A 20,138-nucleotide genomic window follows, 5' to 3' on the forward strand; every position below is an offset into this window, starting at 1 on the left:
GGAATCGCCTATGGACAGGGAAAAGCGGCACAACCTGCTGATCAGCGGGATGGGAAGCGCGTCGGGCGGGGTTTTCAACAACGTCAGAATCGACGGAATGAGCAAGGTAAACGGCGATCTGTCATGCGTCAGGTTTCTCTGCAACGGCAAGGCAGACATTAACGGCAGCGTAACAGCTGACGACAGCATCGAAGTAAACGGGCTGGCCACCATCGCCGGCTTTCTCAAGGCGGAGCACGTCGTCATAAACGGCAAGGCGACCGTCCGCGGCGACATTGCCGGTGAGCGGGCGGAGCTGAGCGGAATGCCGAACATCACCGGAAACTGCGAGGTGGAAACCCTCACCATCAAGGGCGGTATCCGCATCGACGGACTGGTCAACGCGGAAACGATTGATGTCAGGCTGTACGGACACAGCCGCATCCGGGAAATGGGCGGCAAAACGATATCGGTTCGCAGAGAGACAAACGACCTTTCCAGATTTCTGGCGTTTCTCTTTCCCCCGTTTGCGTCCAAACTGAGCGCAGACAGCATCGAGGGTGATGACATTTATCTGGAATACACGCAAGCCGGCGTGGTTCGCGGAAACAACGTGCGGATCGGTCCGGGCTGCGACATCGAACTGGTCGAGTACCGCAACAAATACGAGCAGTCTCCCGAGGCCAAGGTGACCCGTCATCAACAGGTGTAATCGTCGAAGGAGACCTGAGACATGTCCGTTGACCACTGGCATCCATGACCGCACGGCCCAAGCTGTGTCAAGCAAGCTGTGTCAAGGAGGGATACAAATGGAACCAGGCAATATCAGATCAGACTTGACCATCACCGGTACAGTGAGCGCGTCCGGCGGGGTCTACCATGACGTAAAAGTGCGCGGAGAAGGCCGAGTGGACGGCGATGTGGACTGCCGCACATTTACCTGCATGGGGAGATGCGAGTTTTATGGCAGCTTGAAAGCAGAAACGGCGAAGATCACCGGGGATGCCATCGTTTCACAAAACATGCAGGCGGCAAAGGCAAAGATCACCGGCAATCTGGACATTCACGGCAATGCCGAACTGCAGGAAGTCCTGCTTCGCGGAGAGTTACGAGTAGACGGCCATATCAGCGGAGAGGAACTGGAAATCAAAGGGATGCTCAAGGCAAAAGGCGACTGCCAGGCTGAGAGGTTTTTGGCCACCGGCAGCTTTACCGTCGGCGGGCTGTTGAATGCGGGCAGGGTCGACGTCCGCCTGTACGGTGATTCCACAGCCAAGGAAATCGGCGGCGACCAGATCTGTGTCCGCAGAGGGTTCGGGTCGGGCCTTGGCGCAATGTTTCAGTCATTGTTCTCTCCGTCCGCCGGTTCACTTACAGCCGGCACGATCGAGGGCGACGACATCTATCTGGAGTACACGAAGGCCAGCGTCGTGCGCGGAAACAACGTAACGATCGGCCCCGGCTGCGAGATTGGCCTCGTCGAATACAAGAAAACGTTACAGCAGGACAAAGACGCGAGGGTAGCCGACAGCAGAAAAGTGTAGGGATGCGTCACGAACGGAGCCGGATGACCGGCTCCGTTTTTGTCGGTTGAATCTGGTTTTACACGGTAACACTTTTCACTGCCTGGCTCTTGACGGGATTGACCAGCACGCCGATGCCGGATATCTCAATCTCGATCCGATCACCGTCGGCCAGCGTGAACTCATCCGGCGGGACGATGCACGTGCCGGTCAACAACACGGTGCCGTCAAAAATCTGGTTGTCCCGCAGCAGATACGCGACCAGATCATCGTACCGCCGTTTCAACTGTCCGGTGCTTGCTGTACCTTCCACCACTTTGGTTCCGTTCCGGCTGATGCGGCAGGTGATCTGGAAGGCGTACGGATCATCCACCGTTTCCGCCAGACGTATCGCCGGGCCAATTGAGCAGGAGCCCCGCCACACTTTCGCCTGTGGCAGATAAAGCGGGTTTTCTCCCTCGATGTCACGGCAGCTCATGTCGTTGCCGACCGTATATCCGAGTATTCTGCCGTCACTGGCGAGAACCAGGCCAAGTTCCGGCTCCGGGATCTGCCAATTGGAGTCACTGCGCAGGTACAATTCCCGATTGGGGCCGACCGTTCGGGCTGCGGTCGATTTAAAGAAGATCTCCGGCCGTTTCGCCTCATATACTTTGTCGTAAAACGTCGTGACGTCCAGCTTTCCGCCGGTAGCCTCGTAGTTTCTCGCATCCCGGCTTCGCTCGTACGTCACGCCGCAGGCCCAGACCTCCGGCGCTTCCACCGGCACCAAGAGCGGCAGTTCTTCCATTCGCTGCGGAATCGGCTGCGCATCGGCGATGGCTTCCTGCACCACGGCAAGCGGGCTGATCCCGCGCTCATCCGCCTCCCTCACCAGCTCGAGAAAATCGCGCTGCGGCAGCACATATACCCGGGAATCATCGAGGACAGCTGCAAGCACCGGAACAGAGTCCCCCATCAAGAATCGAATAATCCGCATATGGTACCCTCCCATTTGTTTTGTATTGTAAAACTATGTTTTAAATTATGCTGACACCCACGGGTGCACTTCCTTGTCACGAAAGTTGCGAGACGATTTGTTACGAATGCTGTGAGGCGATACCGTACCCCATCTGCTGCGACATTTCCTCTGCTGCCGGCTTCAACATGCCGAGGAACTCCATCAACATGTGGTCATCTACGCGGGAGACCAGCGTGGAGATGCTGACAGCAGCCACCACCTGCCCCTTGTGATTGCGGATGGGAACAGCGATGCAGCGAACGCCCGGCTCGTTCTCCTGATTGTCTACTGCATAACCAGCCTGCCGCACCTTCTCCAGTTCCTGCCGAAACGCCTGTTCATTGGTGATCGTGTTTGGCGTCTGCGGCACGTACTGATATCCATCCAAGATGTATCGAAGTTCTTCCTCCGGCAAGAAGGCGACCAGCACCTTGCCCACCGCGCTGGAATGTACGGGAATTCTCCTGCCGATGCGCGAGTACAAAATCGTCGCCATCGGACCTTCCACCTTATCGATATACACGCCCTCTTTGTCGTCCAGGATGACAAGATGCGTTGTTTGCCCGGTCTTCATGGACAAGTCGACGAGGTATCTTTTCGCTATTTTCCGAATATCCAGACCATGGATGACATAATGCCCTCGTTCAAACAGCTTCATCCCCAACCGATATTTGCCGTTTTCCGGGTTTTGGTCAATGTAGCCGTGTACCTGTAGCGTCTTTAACAGGGAATGAACCGTACTCTTGTGCAACTGCATACGTTCGCTGATTTCGGTGATTTTCAGTTCGGTTACCTGTTCATCAAAAAGGTCGAGTATTTTCAGAGCACGTTCCACAGCTTGAATGATCGGCATTGTATCCTCCCTTTACCCATGTGATTGCGGAAATGATGTTGGAGATATATTACCATAGAATCGGGACCTATGAACGAGACTCTTTACGCTGATTTTCCGCAATCAACACGGGCACGGCGAACGGCGTCCACAATTGTTCGGGCCGTTTGTTCCACGGCGGCAAAGTCACCGGCGGCAATCGCCCGGCGATCCAGCAGTTTTCCGCCAATACCGACTGCTGCCGCTCCCGCCTCGATAAACGCGGCGACATTGTGCTCGTCAATGCCTCCGGTAGGAATGATCGGAATGTGTGGAAACGGCGCTTTGACATCTTGTAGATACTGCACCCCGAGCGCGGCCGCGGGAATAGCTTGACCAAATCGGCCCCCCACTCCACCGCCGTAATCATTTCGGTCGGCGTCATCACGCCCGGTACGGCGATCTTCCCGTAACGCAAGGCGGCACGAATCACGCCTTGATGCAGGCTGGGGCTGAAGATGAAATCGGCTCCGCTTTTGATCGCCATCACGGCGGATTCGCTGTCGATCACTGTTCCCGCTCCGATGATCGCACGTCCCTGATAACGGCGGCTAAGCGTGGCAATGGAAGCGTACGCACTCTCTGAATCCACCGTAATCTCAAGGGCCGTAACGCCTCCCCGCACCAAACTGTCCGCCACTTGTTCGATCCTGTCTTCGGGAATCCGGCGGATCACGGCGATCACACCGCTTTCCACCAATCGTTCCAGCAACTTGACTTTCGGCAACACGGTTGGCTCTCTCCCCTCCTTGTATGTTTACTGGTCAGCGATGAATGTGCGGCTTCTCATCCGCAATCTGCGACCAGTACGGATATCCTTCGACGTCTCCGACAACCGTCAGCGCATAAGCTCCGACGCGGTTACCCAGCCTGACGGCGTCCCGGTACGACCAGCCTCTGATCAATCCCGACAGGAAACCGGCGGCAAAACCGTCTCCGGCCCCAATCGGGTCCACGATCTGCGGGACGGGAAATCCGTCGACGTACGCGCGTTCGTCTGCGGTCGCATAGTAAGCGCCGCGCTCGCCCAGCTTGACCACCACGGCCGCTGCCCCGTTTTTCCGCAATCGTTCGGCGATTTGCTCGGGAGCGTCTTCTCCCGTCAGCAGCCGGCCTTCCTCCCATCCGGGCAGGACGATGTCGCATTGGCCGGCGATGTCCATCAGCACGTTGCGCGCTTCGTCAGCGGGCCACAGCTTCAGCCGGATGTTGGGGTCGAATACGACGGTTACCCGATGCCGTTTCGCTTTTTCAATCGCCATGTACACGGTATCCCGGCACGATGGACTGAGCGCCGGCGTAATCCCGGTGACGTGCAGAAACTTCGCCCGGGCAATCAACTCCTCGCGGACGTCCTCCGGCTGGAGGCAGCTGGCTGCCGATCCCCGGCGGTAATAGTACACGTTGGACTCGCGGGCAATTTGCCGCTCTTTGAAAAAGACGGCCGTGGGATGATCGGCGTCAAACACGACGTGCGACGTATCGACCCCCTCGCCGCGAATCACATTGCGGATGTACAAGCCGAACTCGTCGTCACCGAGTCGGCTCACCCAGCTTACGTGATGGCCCAACCGCGCGAGAGCGATTGCCACGTTGGACTCGGCACCGCCGATGGTTTTTTCAAAGTGGGTTGCGGAGCGGAGCGGTCCCGCCGAGACCGGAGTAAACAGCACCATCGTCTCGCCAAAGGTGACTACGTCCATGCGTGTTCACCTTTCATCGGCAGGGCAGGAACGGCCAATCCGGCGGCACCTTTTTCCGAAATCTTCAGATCGGGCGCGTACCGTTGAATGATGTCGAGACCGATCCGGGCGCGGCGTACCCGCTCTCTGCACAAACTGATCGACGTCTGTTCCAAATGGCTGCCGGAGGGGTAGATGTTTGGCGAGTTGCGCAGGCCGAATTTGATGTAGACGGGAGCCGCCACCCGGATGATTTCCGGGATGTCGTAGTGGCGGATAAACCCGCCCATGTCGTCCGGCGCTTCCACGTAAATGTCAATCGGGATGTCGACTGCTTGCCGGATCGCCGCCAGGCGCGGCAGCGAAAGGTCCGTCGGCACGTTGTACGTGCCGGCGCCGATTTGTTCCATCAGCCGGATCGATACGGGATTTGCCTGGCCCATCTGAACGGAAATCTTTACGAGCAGGTCGGGGGGCAGCTCGCCCAGTTTCTTGAACTCGTTGACCAGCCACAAGAGCCCCTCGTCCGCCACCAAAATGCTGCGGATGCCCGCCTGGCAGGCCCGCTTGATGTCTTCGATCGCATACGCCAGCTGATCCATACCCTGCACCCGCAGTCCGGCAATTTTTCCTGCACTGGCCCAGGTCATCGGCGTAATGTCCCAGGTGCCGCGCGGGCCGACGAACAGGCTCACCTCCAGCTTCTCCCGACGGCCAATCGCCGCCATCTGCTCAAGCTCGCGATCGGTCAGGAGCATGATCCCGCTGCCCTGTGAGATTCGGTGAATCGTCACGCCGTACGTTTCACACGCTTCCAGCACCGCTTCAAACGAGGCTGGCCCTTCCACGCTGGGAATTTCCACGCGATACTGGGCTCCGTCCGGAAATGTTTTTTTTTGAGCTGGGCAAATCGTGACAATCGCCTGCCGGAAACCCCAATCTCTCAAACACCGCACGAGTTTGTTTCACCTCTGTCTCCACCCTTTCCCTACGATCTCTTCTGCAATCCATAGACGACGTCTGTAGTGTAGTCGAGCACGGCTTCCTCGAATACGCTGAGCGGAACCACGCCGTGTGCCGCATCGGTGTGTCCCGTCATGCGGTTGCTGGCCGCCACCTGTCTTTGCCGCGTCCGGATGGTGGCAAGCCGCCTGTCCGCCAGGGCCGCCCGCTCCGCTTTGACCTGCTCAAAGGAAAACTGGAGTCTGCCGCTGCGAAAAGCGGCTTGATTGACAAACTGGATCTGCCGCTCACGCAGATTCAGGTACAGGAGATCGCCCGTCTTCAGGTAGAGGATGCCTCCGCCCAGGCTGGCTTCCGGGGTCATGTGCCCGATCGCCGCTCCGTAGGTGACGCCGGAATAGCGTCCGTCGCTGATCAGCGTGGCCAGACGTTTCAGGTTGCGGTTGGCGTTGATGTGCTGCATCGGCGTAAACATCTCGGGCATCCCGAACGCGACCGGCCCCTGCCCGGAGATGACGACGGCGATTTTCAGCACCCCATCCTCCACCATTCGGTCAAACAGCGCATCGTAGTCGAGCGTCTGCCAATCTTCCAGACGGTGAGGCGCATTGTGGCGGAGCACGGCCCGCAGGTTTTCCTCCGCGAAGCATTTCATTCGCTTCACCGTATCCAGCAAATGTGAATCCAGCAAATTGCGGTTGGCGTCATCCTCGTTTTCGTAATAGAGGACAAAGGCCACTTTCTTGTCAAACTCGTCAAGTTGGGCCGTCGTCATGCCGCTGATTTTCACGACGGCTGATTCAAAAAAGTTGCCGGTGAGCACATCCACCCCGCTGAACGGCCGGCGCGGCCGGGAGAGAATGATCGGATTGTCCTTGACGCGGTCTGCAGGCAGGCGCGCCTGGTCAGCCAACCGTTCACGCCACGTCGTTCCCGTCACCGTAGGCGCATCCACATCCATCGGCACGCCGTTTTGCATCAGCTCGTAAAACAGCGTCTCCATCCCGCGGATACTGCCGCTGCAGCACTGCACCGCCAGCGCGTAAATGTCGCGTCCCTGCGTCAGACTGTAATCAAACAGGTCGGGAACAGGGTATTCGTGGTGAATCTGGTCCAGATCCCACAGGCTGAACCTGTAGCCGCCATACAACATGGCCGCTACCAGGTGCATCATCAGGTTGGTTGATCCGCCCGACGCGCTGTGTATGCGGATCGCGTTTTTGATGTTGGCTGCCATCACATTGGCCACGCCAAACACCGGATCGTTGATCATCAGGGCAAGGCTGTCCACGGCCTGGTTCACCTGCTCCTGACTGGGCGGAGCAGTCAACAGCTCCACGGCCGGATGAACCAATCCCAGGCCGGCGACAAGATGGCGGGAACTGTTGCCCGTGCCGTTGAAGGCGCAGACCCCGCCGTTTGCGTCACACGTGGCCACAGCCAGCCGCTTTTCGTACTCCTTGTGCGCCGCCTTGCTGATGATCCCCCTGTCCACCGCGCGTTCCAGCACGCCCTGAAACGCGGTGTTGGAGGAACACTGCAAAATGTAGGCCATCGCATCGCGCAAATCGTGCGCGATGTCGGACGCTCCCCGCTCTTCCGCCGCCGCGGCCACCTGCTCCAATTCGGCATACAGCTCGGCCGGGATCGTCCCCCCTTTCAGGACGTGGGCAGGAGCAAAAGTGGCAAAGAACGGCGCCTCGCCGCGGTACCGGCGAATCCGGTCGAGATGGGCCAGCGCACTGACCACGCCAAGCGGCTGTTTATCACAGCCCTGGATGACGAACGCCCCGTGGTAACTGTGCGCCTCGATCTGGTTGACCACCATCTGGGCAACCGCGTTGCGGCTTTGCAGCGAATAGCTCATGCCTTGATTGCTCTGCGCGGTGCCGTCGCACATCACCGGCGTGGAAAAGGCAAACGGCACGCCGCCATTCTGCCAGATGCGGATGGCGGCACGGGCGATCGTCACCCGATCCAGGATATGAGCCGGGTGATCGGGCGAACCGCCGATAATCGCGATGCGGGGGGCGTTTTCCTCCAGCCGGTTGTAGATTTCTTCCAACGTCCAGTCCGGCGCCGGACCGTCGTAGGCGGAACCGAGTATCTGTTTTGAACTGTCGAGCAGTCCCGCAACGCAAATCGGCTCGTTCGCTTTGCCTTGCACATTGTCCCGATACGGGTTGGTTTGATTATTGATCGGCGGAAATCGACGCGACATGGAATATCCTCCTTCCAATCGTTCTACCATTCGGCCACACTGCCGTCCTCATGACGCCACACCGGGTTTTTCCAGTTGTGCCCCCTGCGCGCCGCCTCTTCCACCTTTTCTTCGTTGATGTCGATCCCCAAACCGGGGCCGCGCGGAATTTCTACATAGCCGTCCTTGTACGTAAACACGCTCGGATCGAGCAGATAATCGAGCAGATCGCTGCCTTGGTTGTAGTGGATGCCCAGGCTTTGCTCCTGAATGACGGCATTTGGGGTACACGCGTCCACCTGCAGCGAAGAGGCCAGCGCGATGGGACCGAGCGGGCAGTGCGGCGCGACGGCTACGTCAAACGCTTCCGCCATCGCGGCGATCTTTTTCACCTCAAGAATGCCGCCGGCGTGGGACAGATCGGGTTGAATGATGTCCACACAGCCGTCCATGAGAAGCTGCTTGAATCCCCAGCGGGTGTATTGACGTTCGCCTGTGGCGATCGGAATGGTGGTGTGGCGGGCGATTTCGCGAAGTGCTTCATTGTTTTCGGGCAGCACCGGTTCCTCCAAAAACATCGGACGGTACGGCTCCAGTTCCTTGGCCAGCACTTTCGCCATCGCCTTGTGGACGCGGCCGTGAAAGTCAATGCCGATGCCCACGTCCTTACCGACTGCTTCCCGCACAGCGGCGATGCGGTCAACCACCGCCTCCACCTTGGCATGCGAGTCGATGTAGTTCATTTCCTCGGTGGCGTTCATCTTGACTGCGGTATAACCCGCCTCCACTTTTTCCTTTGCCGCCGCTGCCACGTCGCGGGGGCGGTCTCCGCCGATCCACGAGTAGACGCGTACCTTGTCACGCGCGGCTCCACCGAGCATTTGATAGACGGGCATGTTGTAGTACTTGCCGGCGATGTCCCACAGCGCCTGCTCGATCCCGGAGATGGCGCTGGTCAGGATCGGACCGCCGCGATAAAAGCCGCCCCGGTACAGCGTCTGCCAATGGTCTTCGATCCGCAGCGGCGATTGGCCGATCAGGTAGTCGCTCAGCTCGCGGACGCACGCTTCCACCGTACCCGCCCTGCCTTCGACAATTGGCTCTCCCCAGCCAACGATGCCTTCGTCGGTTTCCACCTTTAGAAACAGCCATCGGGGTTCCACCCGATACAGCTTGAAGGCCGTGATCTTCAATCTGTTCACCTGCTTTCACGGATAATCGGCCGAAAAGTCCATCGGCAGCGGCTCGCTTACGACCTCGATATCGTCCCGCTGCTCTGCCTCGTGCAGCAGACTTTCGGAAATCCAGATGTCCTGTAAATGCAGCGTGTTTTTGATGCGGACGAGCCGGACACGGGTCAGGTCAAAAGCGTTGCACGTTTTGATCGCCGCTTTGACTGCCAGCTCGCCGGTATCGAGAAACATCGGCAGTTTGACCGTCCCGACGACGGTGCTGGTCAAGGCGTTGGCGTACCCTTTTTCCCAATCGATCGCCTCAAACACGGCCCGCGTGGTGATGTCGGCCAATCCGATTCCGTTGGCGTTGCCGTGCGTTTTTTCGGTCAGACGGAGCACGACCGTGCGTGCCGCCTCCACGCCGCCGCTGGCATATGGCGTGGCATACCGGCCGGTGATGTTCGGGTCCATTCCGTCCCCGGAAATGTCTTTGCCGATCTCGTCTACCACCAGCACATCCAGCGGCGAGAAGGCAATTTTCGGCATCAGCGCCTTTGCCTCCAGCAGCAACTTTGGTTCCTCATCCACCAGCTTTTCCGCCGGGATGGCCACGATTTTCGCCGGACGGTCATAGGCATTCTCAATCGTGCCGACGCCGAAGACGATCGGCGCTTTGGCGATCACCATTTTGGCCATCTCCAGCACGTGCTCGGCCATGTACTTGAAGCTGTAGGCGTGCGCGGCCTCCGCTCCCTTTTGCTTGCCAAGACCAATCGTGATCATTTTCAGCAAACCGCTCTCCACTGGACCGCGAAACGCCGTGTGCGGCTTGATCCGGTTGATCACCACAATCTTGTCCGCGTGATACGCATGCTTGTCGGTGTAGACCGGCAGGCCGTTGGGCAGTCTGCCTACTTCCACCACATCCATGCTGGAGATGATCGGAGCCCCGACAAATGCTTCCGTGACGCCGAGGGATTCCAATACCTCCCGCTGTCCTGCCGCCGTCGCTCCCCCGTGGCTGCCCATCGCCGGGACGAGAAACGGCTGCCCGCCGACTGACGCGATCGCCCTCACCACCTCCCTGACGATCGTGGGGATGTCTGCCACGCCTCTGCTGCCCACGGCAATGGCCACCCGATCCCCCGGCGCGATTCGCCGCAGCACACCCGCTTCCGTGATCGCCCGGCGAACCGCAGACGCCACATCGTCAATCTCCGGCGCGTGAAAGTGCTGCCGAACCTTGACCATCCGGGGAAGGGGGATGTCGCGGAGCAGTTCTTCCAAGATGCCCATGGCCGTTCCTCCTTTACTGTCTCGCCTTTTCCACCTGGTCGTACATCTCCTTGACGAGATCCTCGCCAAATTCCTTGGCGAACTTGTCGATCACCGGCTTGATGATCGCCTGCATGTTGGCCCGTTCTTCATCGGACACCTCATTGACCTCCATCCCGAGATTCTTTAGCTCTTCCAACGCTTTTCGGTTTTCCTCCCGGTTCACCTCGCGCTGGTAGGTGCCGGCTTCGACGGCCGCTTCCCTCAAAATCTGCTGCTCTTCCGGGGACAGCTTATCCCAGAACTTCTTGCTCACCAGGAAAACAAACGGCGTATAGACGTGCTTCGTCAGGCTCAGGTACCGCTGCACTTCGTCGTATTTGCTCGTCTTGATGGTCGCCAGCGGATTTTCCTGACCGTCCACGGTTTTGCTCTCCAGTGCGCTGAATACTTCCGAGAACGCCATCGGGGTGGGGTTGGCGCCCAGCGCCTGGAACGCTTCGAGGTGAACCTGGTTTTGCATCGTGCGAATCTTCAGACCCTTGAAGTCTTCTGCTATCCTTACCGGATGCTTGCTGTTGGTCAGGTGGCGAAACCCGTTTTCCCAATAGCCCAAGCCGATCAGGTTGTGTTCCGGCAGTTTCTCCAGCAGTTTTTGGCCGAGCGGACCGTCCAGCACCGCGTCCGCTTCCTTTTCGTCTTGAAACACAAACGGAAAGTCAAAAATCCCGAATTCCTTGATCATGCCTACCAGCGGCGACGTGGATGGAATCGTAATCTCCTGCAGTCCGCCCTGCAGCGCCTCGGTCATTTTTTTGTCGTCGCCGAGCTGGGCATCGTAAAAGGGCTGCACCTTCAGCTTTCCGCCGCTTTTCTGGCTGACAAGCTCGGCGAATTTTTTCAATCCTTTTCCTTCGGGATGTTCCTGGTTCAATCCAATTCCCGCCTTGATCGTCCGCTCCTGAATCCCGCCGGCCGCCGGTGATCCAGAAGAGGCGGTGCTGCCGCCGCCGCACCCGGCCAACAGCAGCAGCGCCGGCACGACACAGCTGATAATCCCGTGTTTCATCCATGATTTCATGCCCATTTCTCCCCTTTCCATTTGATCCATCGCTTACGCTTCAACCGCATCGCGGTTCGCCAGACCGTGTTCGTTCAAGCGGACCTTCTCTTTTACCTGCGTGTTGACCAGGTATTGCGGATATTTTCCATACAGCAGAACATCGACGACCCCCATCGCCGCCTTCGTCCTCATTTCCGCGGCAGATTCCTCAGAATACCAGGCGACATGCGGGGTGAGAATCACCTGTTCCATCGTCAGCAGGGGATTGTCCGGGGAGATCGGCTCCCGCTCGACCACGTCAAGTGCCGCTCCGGCAATCCGGCCTGTGCGCAGGGCGTCGATTAGCGCGCGTTCGTCAATGACCGGCCCGCGCGACGTGTTGATCACGACCGCGTGCGGTTTCATCGCGGCAAACTGCTCGCTGCCCACCATGCCTTTCGTCTCTTTGGTCAGCGGAGCATGGACGGAGATGAAGTCGGCCAGCCGGCACAGCTCATCAAGGGAGACGAGCTGCACCCCCTTTGCCTGCGCCAGCGTTTGCGGCACATACGGATCGTGGGCGATCACGCGCAGCCCGAGCGGCTTCACTTTCTCCGCCAGCGCCTGCGGAATCTTTCCGAACCCGATCAAGCCGAGCACTTTGCCGCGCAGGCGGTTGATCGGCTGCGTCACTTTGTAATCCCAGACGCCGCTTTTTACATGCGAATTGGCGACAACCACCTTGCGCGTCCAGGCGAGCAGCAAGGCAAGGGCGTGATCGGACACTTCGTCCATGCAGTAATCGGGCACGTTGGCGACACAAATCCCGCTGTCTGTCGCCGCCTCGAGATCAATCGTATTGACCCCTACGCCGTACCGGGTGATCACCCGGCATTTCTGCAGGCTGTCGATCACCTTGCTCGTAATCGGCGCGTACTGGTTGATCAGCGCGTCGGCATCGCGGCATGCCGCGATCACCTCTTCCTCCGTGCGGCATTGCGCCGGCACCAGCTCGAACCGCTCGCTGTCCAGCACGCTTTCTTCATACCGCAAATCGCTGTACTCCCAATCGGTCACGACGACTTTCCACTTTTGCATGTTCGCTCCTCCTTACGTCAACCACTCTAATGGAACCGTCACCAGTGCAGGGAACAGAATCAACAGGACGAGAATCATGACCTCGACCAGCAAAAACGGCCAGACGCCTTTCATGATGTCTTCGATGCCGATCTTCCCGACGCCGCAGGCGACATTGAGCACGGTGCCGACGGGAGGGGTCAGCAGGCCGATGCAACTGTTCAGGATAAACAGGACGCCAAAGTAGATCGGATCAATCCCGGCCTGTTCGATCACAGGCATCAGCACCGGCGTCAAAATCAAAATGGTCGGGGTCAGATCCATGGCTGTGCCGACCAGCAGAACCACCGCGTTGATCACAATCAGCAGGAGCAGCGGATTGTCAACCAGCGGTCCCAGGAAGTCGGTCAGCGCTGCCGGGATATTGGCGACCGTGATCAACCAGGCGGACACCATCGCCGCTGCGGCGAGAAACATCACGACGCTGGTCGTCTTGGCGGCGGATACCAGAATGTCGTACAGTTGGGACAGCTTCAACTCCCGGTAAAAGACCAAGCCGACGAGCAGGGCGTAAAAAGCGGCGACAACCGCGGCTTCCGTCGGTGTAAACACACCACCGCGAAGCCCCCCGACGATGATCACCGGCAGCAGGAGTGCCCAGATTGCCCCTTTGGCCGCGGCCAGGATTTCTCTTAGCGACCGGCGCGGGTATGTCTCAAACCGGCCATTTCTGGCGATCACCCACCAGGTGATCATCAAGCCGACCCCGATGAGCAGTCCCGGCACAATGCCCGCCATGAACAGTTTTGTAATGGAGAGGCCGCTGGTCACGCCAAAGATGATCATCGGAATGCTGGGCGGGATGACAGGGGCGATAATCCCGCCGGCGGCGATCAACCCGGTGGAGCGGTTGCGGTCGTACCCCGCCTGCACCATCATCGGGATCAGGATCGCGCCGAGTGCGGCCGTGTCAGCCACGGCGGACCCGGACAGCCCGGCAAACATGATGCTTGCCAGGATCGCCACATAGCCCAATCCGCCGCGGATGTGCCCGACGAGCGCCAGCGCAAACTGGATGATGCGCTTGGAGATGCCCCCGGCGTTCATCAGTTCTCCGGCGAGGATGAAAAACGGAATCGCCATCAGCGGAAAGTTGTCCGCACCGTTGATCAGGTTTTGCGCGATGATTTGGCTGTCGAAGATGTCGAGGTAAATCATCAGGGCGACGCCGCTGAACAGCAGGGCAAACGCAATCGGCATCCCCAGTGCCATCACTCCCAGCAGTGACCCGAGAAACACGCTCAGCGTCATTTACCAGACACCTCCGACATCACCTGCTGTTGACCCGACACCAACAGCTCCTCTTCCGATTCCCGCGCGCGGATAAATTCTTCGACGGAACGCTTGCCAAACAGCACCCGGTACAGATTGCACACGATGATGGCCGCCATTGAGATGCTCGTGACAATCCCGATGCCGTACACACACGCGAGCGGCAATCCCGTCGCCGGTGCCATACTGTCCATGTTGATCAGCGTCATTTTCCAACTGCCGTCCAATACCAGCCACAGCACGTAGAGCAGGATCCCGTTGGTCAGCACAAACACCGCTTTTTTCATCCGGGGCGACAGCTTCTTGACGAATATGTCTACTCCTAAGTGTTCATTGTCTTTCAACGCACTGATGGCCCCCAAAAACGTCATCCAGACAAACAGGAAGCGCGACATTTCTTCGGACCAGGTAATGCCCGAATTAAAGACATACCGCAGCACGACGTTGCCGAATACGAGAATGGCCATCACTGCCAGCGAAACCGCAGTGACGCCATTCAGCACCCGATTCAAGAAGTGCAGGACATTTTCCACAAAACCTCCCCCTCTCTTGTCAGCCTGCCCGCCCTACTTGGCCGCAGCCTTGATTTTTTCTACCATTTCCTTTGCCCACGGATACGTCTGATAGATTTCGTCATAGAGCGGCTGAGCCGCGGCTTCCATCGCCTGCCGGAACGAATCGTCAGGCGTCGTGAAGCGGATGCCGTGTTCCTGGAGAAAGGCTTTGTCCGCTTCGTAGCTCTTTTCCATCAGCTCCCACTCGTAGTCGGCCGACGCTTTTGCGGCCTGCTCGATGATCTGCCGCTGCTCGGGCGTCAGCTCGTTCCACAATTTCGCGTTGATGATGTACAGGTTGGGGCTGAACATGTGGCGGGACTCCAGCACATCCGACTGAACTTCGTACCAGCCTGAGGCTCTCAGGGTGGCGATCGGGTTGTCCTGTCCGTCTACTACACGTTGTTCCAGCGCCGTAAACACTTCGGAGATGGGCATCGGCGTCACATTGGCCCCCAGCAGTTGGCCCAGCCGAATGTAGTTGGGGATGTTGGGCATGCGCAGACGCAGTCCTTTGAAATCATCCAGCTTGCTGATCGGCCGGTTGCTGGAGAACATCCGAAAACCGTTGGCGCTCCACGCCAGCGGATGCACGCCGTGTTTGCTCTCCAGTTCTTCTGTCAGCTCTTCGCCGATCGGGCCGGTAAAGACCGCTTTGGCATGGGCAAAATCCTTGAACAAAAACGGCCACTCACCCACAGCCAGCTTGGGAATGTCCGCCTGCATGATCAAGCCCGGGATTCCCATTTCGATGGTGCCGTTGCGCACCCCGTCGTAAAATTCCTTCTCCGCCCCCAGCTGGCTGTTGTCGAAGATTTGCACCTTCAGCGTGCCGCCCGACATTTCTTCCACCATCGGTTTGAACTTTTCGCGCAGGGCCACGTTCTGCGGATGGTCGGTCGCGAAGTAGTTGGCCACTTTCAACGTGTGCGTCTTGGCACCGCTCCCTGCCCCCGGCGAACCGCTGCCTGTCGTTTGCTGCGCTCCGCAGCCGGAGAGCAGCACCGCCGCCGCGATGGACAGGGTCAACAGACGTTTTTTCACTTGACATCCCACCTAGCATCGCTTGTTTGATATGACAAAACCAAGTTTTATTTCATGCTCGCAGCCACTCCTTCATTCGGTGACGAGATTGGGCGGCCGTTTCCCGAGCAGTGCGGCAACGAGATTTTGCGCCGCCAGCTTTGCCATGGCCAACCGCGTCTCGCGTGTAGCCGAGCCAATATGCGGCAGCGTTACGACATTGGGCATGCGCAGCAGCGGATTGTCAGGCGGCGTCGGCTCTTCTTCAAAGACGTCGAGTCCTGCACCCCAGATCCGTTTCTCCTGCAATGCTTCGATCAGGGCGGCCTCGTCTACCGTCCCACCGCGCGACGTGTTGATGAAAATCGCGGTCGGTTTCATCAGCGCAAACTGTTCGCGGCCCATCATGCGCCTCGTCTGCTCGGTCAGCGGGACCATCAGCAGGACGAAATCGGACTGCCGCAGTAGGTCTTCCAAGGAACAGTAGGTGATCCCCAGCGTTTGCTCCGCTTCCGGTTTACGGCGGCGATTGTGGTACAGCACATTCATGCGAAAGCCGTGTACAGCCCGCCTGGCGATCGCTTCGCCGATCCGGCCCAGGCCGATGATGCCCAGCGTTTTGCCGTGCACATCCAGCCCAAAGAGCCACTCGTCGTGCTTCCTCTCCCATTTGCCGTCCTTGACGAGCCGGTCCAGCTCGGGGATGCGGCGGGCAGCGGACAGGATCAGCGCAAACGCCAGATCTGCCACCGTCTCGTCCAGTACATGCGGCGTATTTGTCCCCATCACGCCGCGCCGTTTCATCGCTGCCAGGTCAAAATTGTTGTAGCCGACGGAGATATTGCTGACGACTTTCAGCCTGGGCGCATGGTCCAACAGTTCGCTGTCGATCCGCCCGCCGACTGTCAGCAACCCTTCCGCATCGGCAATCTCCCGCAGCAGCTCCTCGCGGGAAATCGGGGCCTCTCCCTCCCACTTGCGGTATTCGCAGTGCTCCGCCAGATACGCTTCCACTTGCGCCGGAATCGGCACAGTTACATACACATGCGGCTTCATATCCATCCTCCTCACGCGATGTATGCAGATGTATGCAAACGATCGATCAGGCCTGCTTTTCCCCAATCGGTTTTTTGACAAGCAACCAGTAACACAATGCTGCGCATCCGGCGATCACGCCTCCCGATATAAAGGCGAGCGCATATGAACCGGTCGTATCAACGATCATTCCGGCAACAACCGGGGAGAACGCGCCGCCAAAATAACCGCCAAAGTTTTGAATCGAACCGACCGACGCCACCATTGACGGGGGAGCGATATCTCCGGCAAGCGCCCACGCACTGCCGGTAATCGCCGAGATAAAGCAGACAGCCAATGTCATCAGCGTAATCGTTGTCCCAATGCCGTGTACGAATGGAATGATCACGACGACGGCGGCGGCAGCCAGGGCGCAAATGCCGATCAGCATCCGTTTGGCGTGCATCGGCTCGGCGATTCCCTTGTCCGCCAGTTTTTTCGTCAGATACCCGCCGAAGATATTGCCGAAGATTCCGCCGATCCATGGAATGCTGGCGTATATCCCCAGCTCCGTCAGTGAGATGTGGTGAACTTCTACCAGATAGAGAGGGAGGAAAATGAGAAAGATGTTCCAGATCCAGATGGTGCAGAAAAAGCCGAGAATCATCCCCCATACGCTTCGGTATGTAAACAGGGTGCGCCATTTGATGCCGGACTGCTGAATGCCCTGCTCGGTTCCGGCTCCGTCGGACTGAATATAGGCACGTTCTTCGGGGGACAGTTTGCGGCTGTTCTCCGGATTTTTGTAGAAGATGAGGAAGAAGATCACAAACACGATGCCGAGCAAGCCTGTGATGTAAAACAGCGCCCTCCAGCCGAAGCTGATCAGCAGGAACACGAGGATTGGCGGCGCAATCGCCGGACCCCATTTGGACGAGGAGTCCCAAATCCCTGTAGCCAGGCCGCGTTCTTTTTTCGGAAACCAGTACGACGTGATCTTGGCCGCCGTCGGGAAACAGGGAGCTTCTCCGATGCCGAGCAGCAGGCGGGTACCGATCAGGGAAGACAGTTTGCTCACGGCACCTGTCATCATCGTTGCGAGACTCCACCAGATCACGGCGATGGAATACACCTTTTTGGCTCCAAAGCGGTCAACCAGCCATCCCGAAGGAAGCTGCATCAGCGCGTACGACCAGGAAAACACCGTTCCCAGAAGCCCGATATCGGTTTTGCTCAGCCCCAGTTCCTTCATCATTTCCGGCGCGGCGATGGACAAGTTGGCCCTGTCCAGGTAATTGATGATTCCGCCGATCAACAACCACACCACGACCGTCCAGCGAACATTGTGCCTGGCCTGTAGGGAGTGTTCTGCTTTTGGCGACAGGAATGGCATAGGACAACCTCCTCAGGAATGGATTTATTGTTTTATAATATAAAACTATGTTTTACAATAACGGCACAACACAGGCACAGCATCATGTCCACAAACACCCGTCAGTGCACGATGGAAAGCGCTGTCATTCTTTCAAAGAAAAAAATTTGCCATGCACAGGCGGCGGAATCAGTCATGTTTTATCATATAAAACCATGTTCTCAGTTCAGTCTATTCTTTATTTTCTGTTAATACTTATACTATCGGCCTCGCACGGTGCTGTCAATGAATTTTTTTCCTTTTCTTCAGCTATTTCCGCCGGGGATGATCCACACTCCTTTGATTTAATCTTGCCTTGACGTCCGATTGCAGGAGAACCCGCCGCACAGGCAAAATCGACCATCAAATCCCCTTCCCTGTGGTATGATGAGGTCACACGAAGTCGTTTTGGGAAAGGAGTCCGCGATCCATGTATGTGGTAACCGCCGAAGAGATGCAAAAGATGGACCGGCATGTAATCGACGTTATCGGCATTCCTGCCGCCGTACTGATGGAAAACGCGGGCAGCGCCATCGCCCGCGACGTTCAGGAGTATTCCCGCACTCACGGGATTGACAAAGGGAAACGACCCCCCCGCTGGGCGATCCTCGTCGGAAAAGGGAACAACGGCGGTGACGGACTGGTGGCGGCGCGGCATCTGATGGAAAACGGCGTAGACGTCACCCTCCTTTTTGCACAATCGCCGGAACAGTTGACAGGGGAAGCCGCGCGGCAGCAGGAAATCGCGCGGCGATTGGGGATACCCTCCATCGTGTACGGCACTTCCCCTGTTGATTGGCGCTCATTTGACGGAATCGTCGACGCGCTGTTGGGGACGGGCAGCAAAGGCGCGCAGCGCGGCCCCTACGCGGATCTGATCCGGGAAGCGAACGCGAGCGGGCTGCCGATCATTTCCGCCGACATTCCCAGCGGTCTGGACGCGGATACCGGCGTGCCCCACGATCCCTGCATTCGGGCAGTGCGCACGGTGGCCCTCGCTTTTCTCAAACGGGGGCTGGTTCAGACAGGCGGCCTGGACAAGGCGGGAGAGGTCGTCGTACGCCCCATCGGTATCTGGCCGTCACTTGCCGACACATTCGGCATCCAAACCTTCCTGCTCGGCGAACAATTGTTTCGCGAACGGTTCCGGCTGGATCCGCGATTGCCGCGTCAAGCCGACACCCACAAGGGAACCTACGGACACGTGCTTGTCGTGGCAGGCAGCCGAGAGATGAGCGGGGCCGGGCTGCTCTGCAGCAAAGCAGCGCTTCGTGCAGGCAGCGGGCTGGTGACCTGGGTAATGCCCGACGCACTCCTCCCCGCGCTGATCGGACATGTACCCGAAGTGATGCTGGCCGGGCTTCCCGGGAAGTGGAATCTGCCGGAAGCCCGGGCAAAGCTGATCGCACTGGTCCGCAGCCGCTGCGTCACTGTCATTGGCCCGGGGCTGGGACGCTTTCCCGGCGATGCGGACTGGCTGCGCATGCTGTGGGAGGAGACGAACAGTCCGCTGGTCCTGGATGCCGACGCCTTGAACATTCTGGCTGACGCTGACCTCTCATCCTGGCCGAAGCGCGAAACCCCCACCATCCTGACCCCTCACCCCGGCGAGATGGCCCGACTTGCCAACGTGACGACAAGCGAGGTACAGCAGAACCGGATCGAGCTGGCCCGCTCCTATGCCCGTCGCCACCGACTGACGCTGGTGCTGAAAGGAGCCGGTACGGTAGTCGCTGCACCGGACGGCAGCGTGTACATAAACCCGACCGGCAACCCCGGAATGGCGACCGGCGGCGCCGGCGATGTCCTGGCCGGAATGATTGGCGGATTGCTCGCCCAAGGACTTCCCGCCGACCACGCAGCATGTCTCGCCGTCTGGCTCCACGGGTCCGCCGGTGACCGCGCAGCAGCCAAGCGGCCGTCGGGGTATTCGCTGATTGCAACGGACATCCTTGAGGAATTGTAGCGGATGACATCTTGACGTCCTGTACCGTGTCGATGATAACCTTGGCGGGAA

General features: G+C 58.5%; 17 protein-coding genes and 2 pseudogenes. 3 read left to right on the forward strand and 16 right to left on the reverse strand.

What is annotated here, in order from left to right; translation table 11 throughout:
• Nucleotides 1-10: 10 nt before the first annotated feature.
• Together IRT44_RS16665 and IRT44_RS16670 are read left to right on the forward strand one after the other, a co-directional pair.
• Nucleotides 11-691, forward strand: a complete 681-nt coding sequence (locus IRT44_RS16665; protein ID WP_230077027.1) for a polymer-forming cytoskeletal protein — start codon at nt 11-13, stop codon at nt 689-691.
• A gap of 64 nt (nt 692-755) precedes the next feature.
• Nucleotides 756-1,523, forward strand: a complete 768-nt coding sequence (locus IRT44_RS16670; RefSeq protein ID WP_268255228.1) for a polymer-forming cytoskeletal protein — start codon at nt 756-758, stop codon at nt 1,521-1,523.
• A gap of 58 nt (nt 1,524-1,581) precedes the next feature.
• On the opposite strand, the gene IRT44_RS16675 is transcribed toward IRT44_RS16670, so the two are convergent.
• The 16 genes and pseudogenes from IRT44_RS16675 to IRT44_RS16750 form a co-directional block, all read right to left on the reverse strand.
• The gene (locus IRT44_RS16675; RefSeq protein WP_171564617.1) at nt 1,582-2,481 is read right to left on the reverse strand and encodes a fumarylacetoacetate hydrolase family protein; all 900 of its coding nucleotides are present in this window, start codon (nt 2,479-2,481) and stop codon (nt 1,582-1,584) included.
• 100 nt (nt 2,482-2,581) lie between these two features.
• Nucleotides 2,582-3,355: an IclR family transcriptional regulator gene (locus IRT44_RS16680; protein ID WP_171564616.1), complete on the reverse strand. Its 774-nt coding sequence runs from the start codon at nt 3,353-3,355 to the stop codon at nt 2,582-2,584.
• Nucleotides 3,356-3,438: 83 nt separating this feature from the next.
• Complete coding sequence (locus IRT44_RS16685; protein WP_326838952.1) at nt 3,439-3,726, reverse strand: hypothetical protein; 288 nt, start codon at nt 3,724-3,726, stop codon at nt 3,439-3,441.
• A gap of 11 nt (nt 3,727-3,737) precedes the next feature.
• Nucleotides 3,738-4,103: pseudogene (locus tag IRT44_RS16690) on the reverse strand (bifunctional 4-hydroxy-2-oxoglutarate aldolase/2-dehydro-3-deoxy-phosphogluconate aldolase); the annotation flags it as partial.
• Nucleotides 4,104-4,137: 34 nt separating this feature from the next.
• Nucleotides 4,138-5,076 (reverse strand): sugar kinase, encoded by a 939-nt coding sequence (locus IRT44_RS16695; RefSeq protein WP_171564614.1) that lies wholly within the window; start codon nt 5,074-5,076, stop codon nt 4,138-4,140.
• A pseudogene (locus IRT44_RS16700) lies at nt 5,067-6,066 on the reverse strand (U32 family peptidase). Before IRT44_RS16700 ends, IRT44_RS16695 begins: the two are co-directional and overlap by 10 nt.
• Entirely contained in the window at nt 6,044-8,239 is a 2,196-nt protein-coding gene (locus IRT44_RS16705; RefSeq protein WP_230077028.1) for a dihydroxy-acid dehydratase domain-containing protein, read from the reverse strand. The pseudogene IRT44_RS16700 and the gene IRT44_RS16705 overlap by 23 nt, the downstream one beginning before the upstream one ends.
• A gap of 23 nt (nt 8,240-8,262) precedes the next feature.
• Nucleotides 8,263-9,411, reverse strand: a complete 1,149-nt coding sequence (dgoD, locus tag IRT44_RS16710) for a galactonate dehydratase (RefSeq protein WP_171564611.1) — start codon at nt 9,409-9,411, stop codon at nt 8,263-8,265.
• 15 nt (nt 9,412-9,426) lie between these two features.
• Entirely contained in the window at nt 9,427-10,689 is a 1,263-nt protein-coding gene (locus IRT44_RS16715; protein WP_171564610.1) for a nickel pincer cofactor-dependent isomerase, group 22, read from the reverse strand.
• A gap of 13 nt (nt 10,690-10,702) precedes the next feature.
• A complete protein-coding gene (locus tag IRT44_RS16720) occupies nt 10,703-11,755 on the reverse strand; it encodes a TRAP transporter substrate-binding protein (RefSeq protein WP_171564745.1) in 1,053 nt (350 codons plus the stop codon).
• Nucleotides 11,756-11,782: 27 nt separating this feature from the next.
• Entirely contained in the window at nt 11,783-12,808 is a 1,026-nt protein-coding gene (locus tag IRT44_RS16725) for a C-terminal binding protein (RefSeq protein ID WP_171564609.1), read from the reverse strand.
• 12 nt (nt 12,809-12,820) lie between these two features.
• The gene (locus IRT44_RS16730) at nt 12,821-14,098 is read right to left on the reverse strand and encodes a TRAP transporter large permease (protein WP_171564608.1); all 1,278 of its coding nucleotides are present in this window, start codon (nt 14,096-14,098) and stop codon (nt 12,821-12,823) included.
• Nucleotides 14,095-14,586, reverse strand: a complete 492-nt coding sequence (locus IRT44_RS16735) for a TRAP transporter small permease (protein ID WP_171564744.1) — start codon at nt 14,584-14,586, stop codon at nt 14,095-14,097. The genes IRT44_RS16730 and IRT44_RS16735 overlap by 4 nt, the downstream gene beginning before the upstream one ends.
• A gap of 99 nt (nt 14,587-14,685) precedes the next feature.
• Nucleotides 14,686-15,717, reverse strand: coding sequence for a TRAP transporter substrate-binding protein (locus IRT44_RS16740; protein ID WP_171564607.1), 1,032 nt, complete (start codon nt 15,715-15,717; stop codon nt 14,686-14,688).
• Nucleotides 15,718-15,789: 72 nt separating this feature from the next.
• The gene (locus tag IRT44_RS16745; RefSeq protein ID WP_171564606.1) at nt 15,790-16,752 is read right to left on the reverse strand and encodes a 2-hydroxyacid dehydrogenase; all 963 of its coding nucleotides are present in this window, start codon (nt 16,750-16,752) and stop codon (nt 15,790-15,792) included.
• A 46-nt stretch (nt 16,753-16,798) separates the two neighbouring features.
• Complete coding sequence (locus IRT44_RS16750; RefSeq protein ID WP_171564605.1) at nt 16,799-18,103, reverse strand: MFS transporter; 1,305 nt, start codon at nt 18,101-18,103, stop codon at nt 16,799-16,801.
• Between the two features lie 448 nt (nt 18,104-18,551).
• Between IRT44_RS16750 and IRT44_RS16755 the strand changes: the two genes are divergently transcribed.
• Nucleotides 18,552-20,087 carry an NAD(P)H-hydrate dehydratase gene (locus IRT44_RS16755; protein ID WP_230077029.1) on the forward strand — a complete coding sequence of 512 codons (1,536 nt, stop codon included), beginning with the start codon at nt 18,552-18,554 and terminating at the stop codon, nt 20,085-20,087.
• Nucleotides 20,088-20,138 lie beyond the last annotated feature (51 nt).

The organism is Brevibacillus sedimenti (genome assembly GCF_020923495.1).
Taxonomy (GTDB): domain Bacteria; phylum Bacillota; class Bacilli; order Brevibacillales; family Brevibacillaceae; genus Brevibacillus; species Brevibacillus aydinogluensis.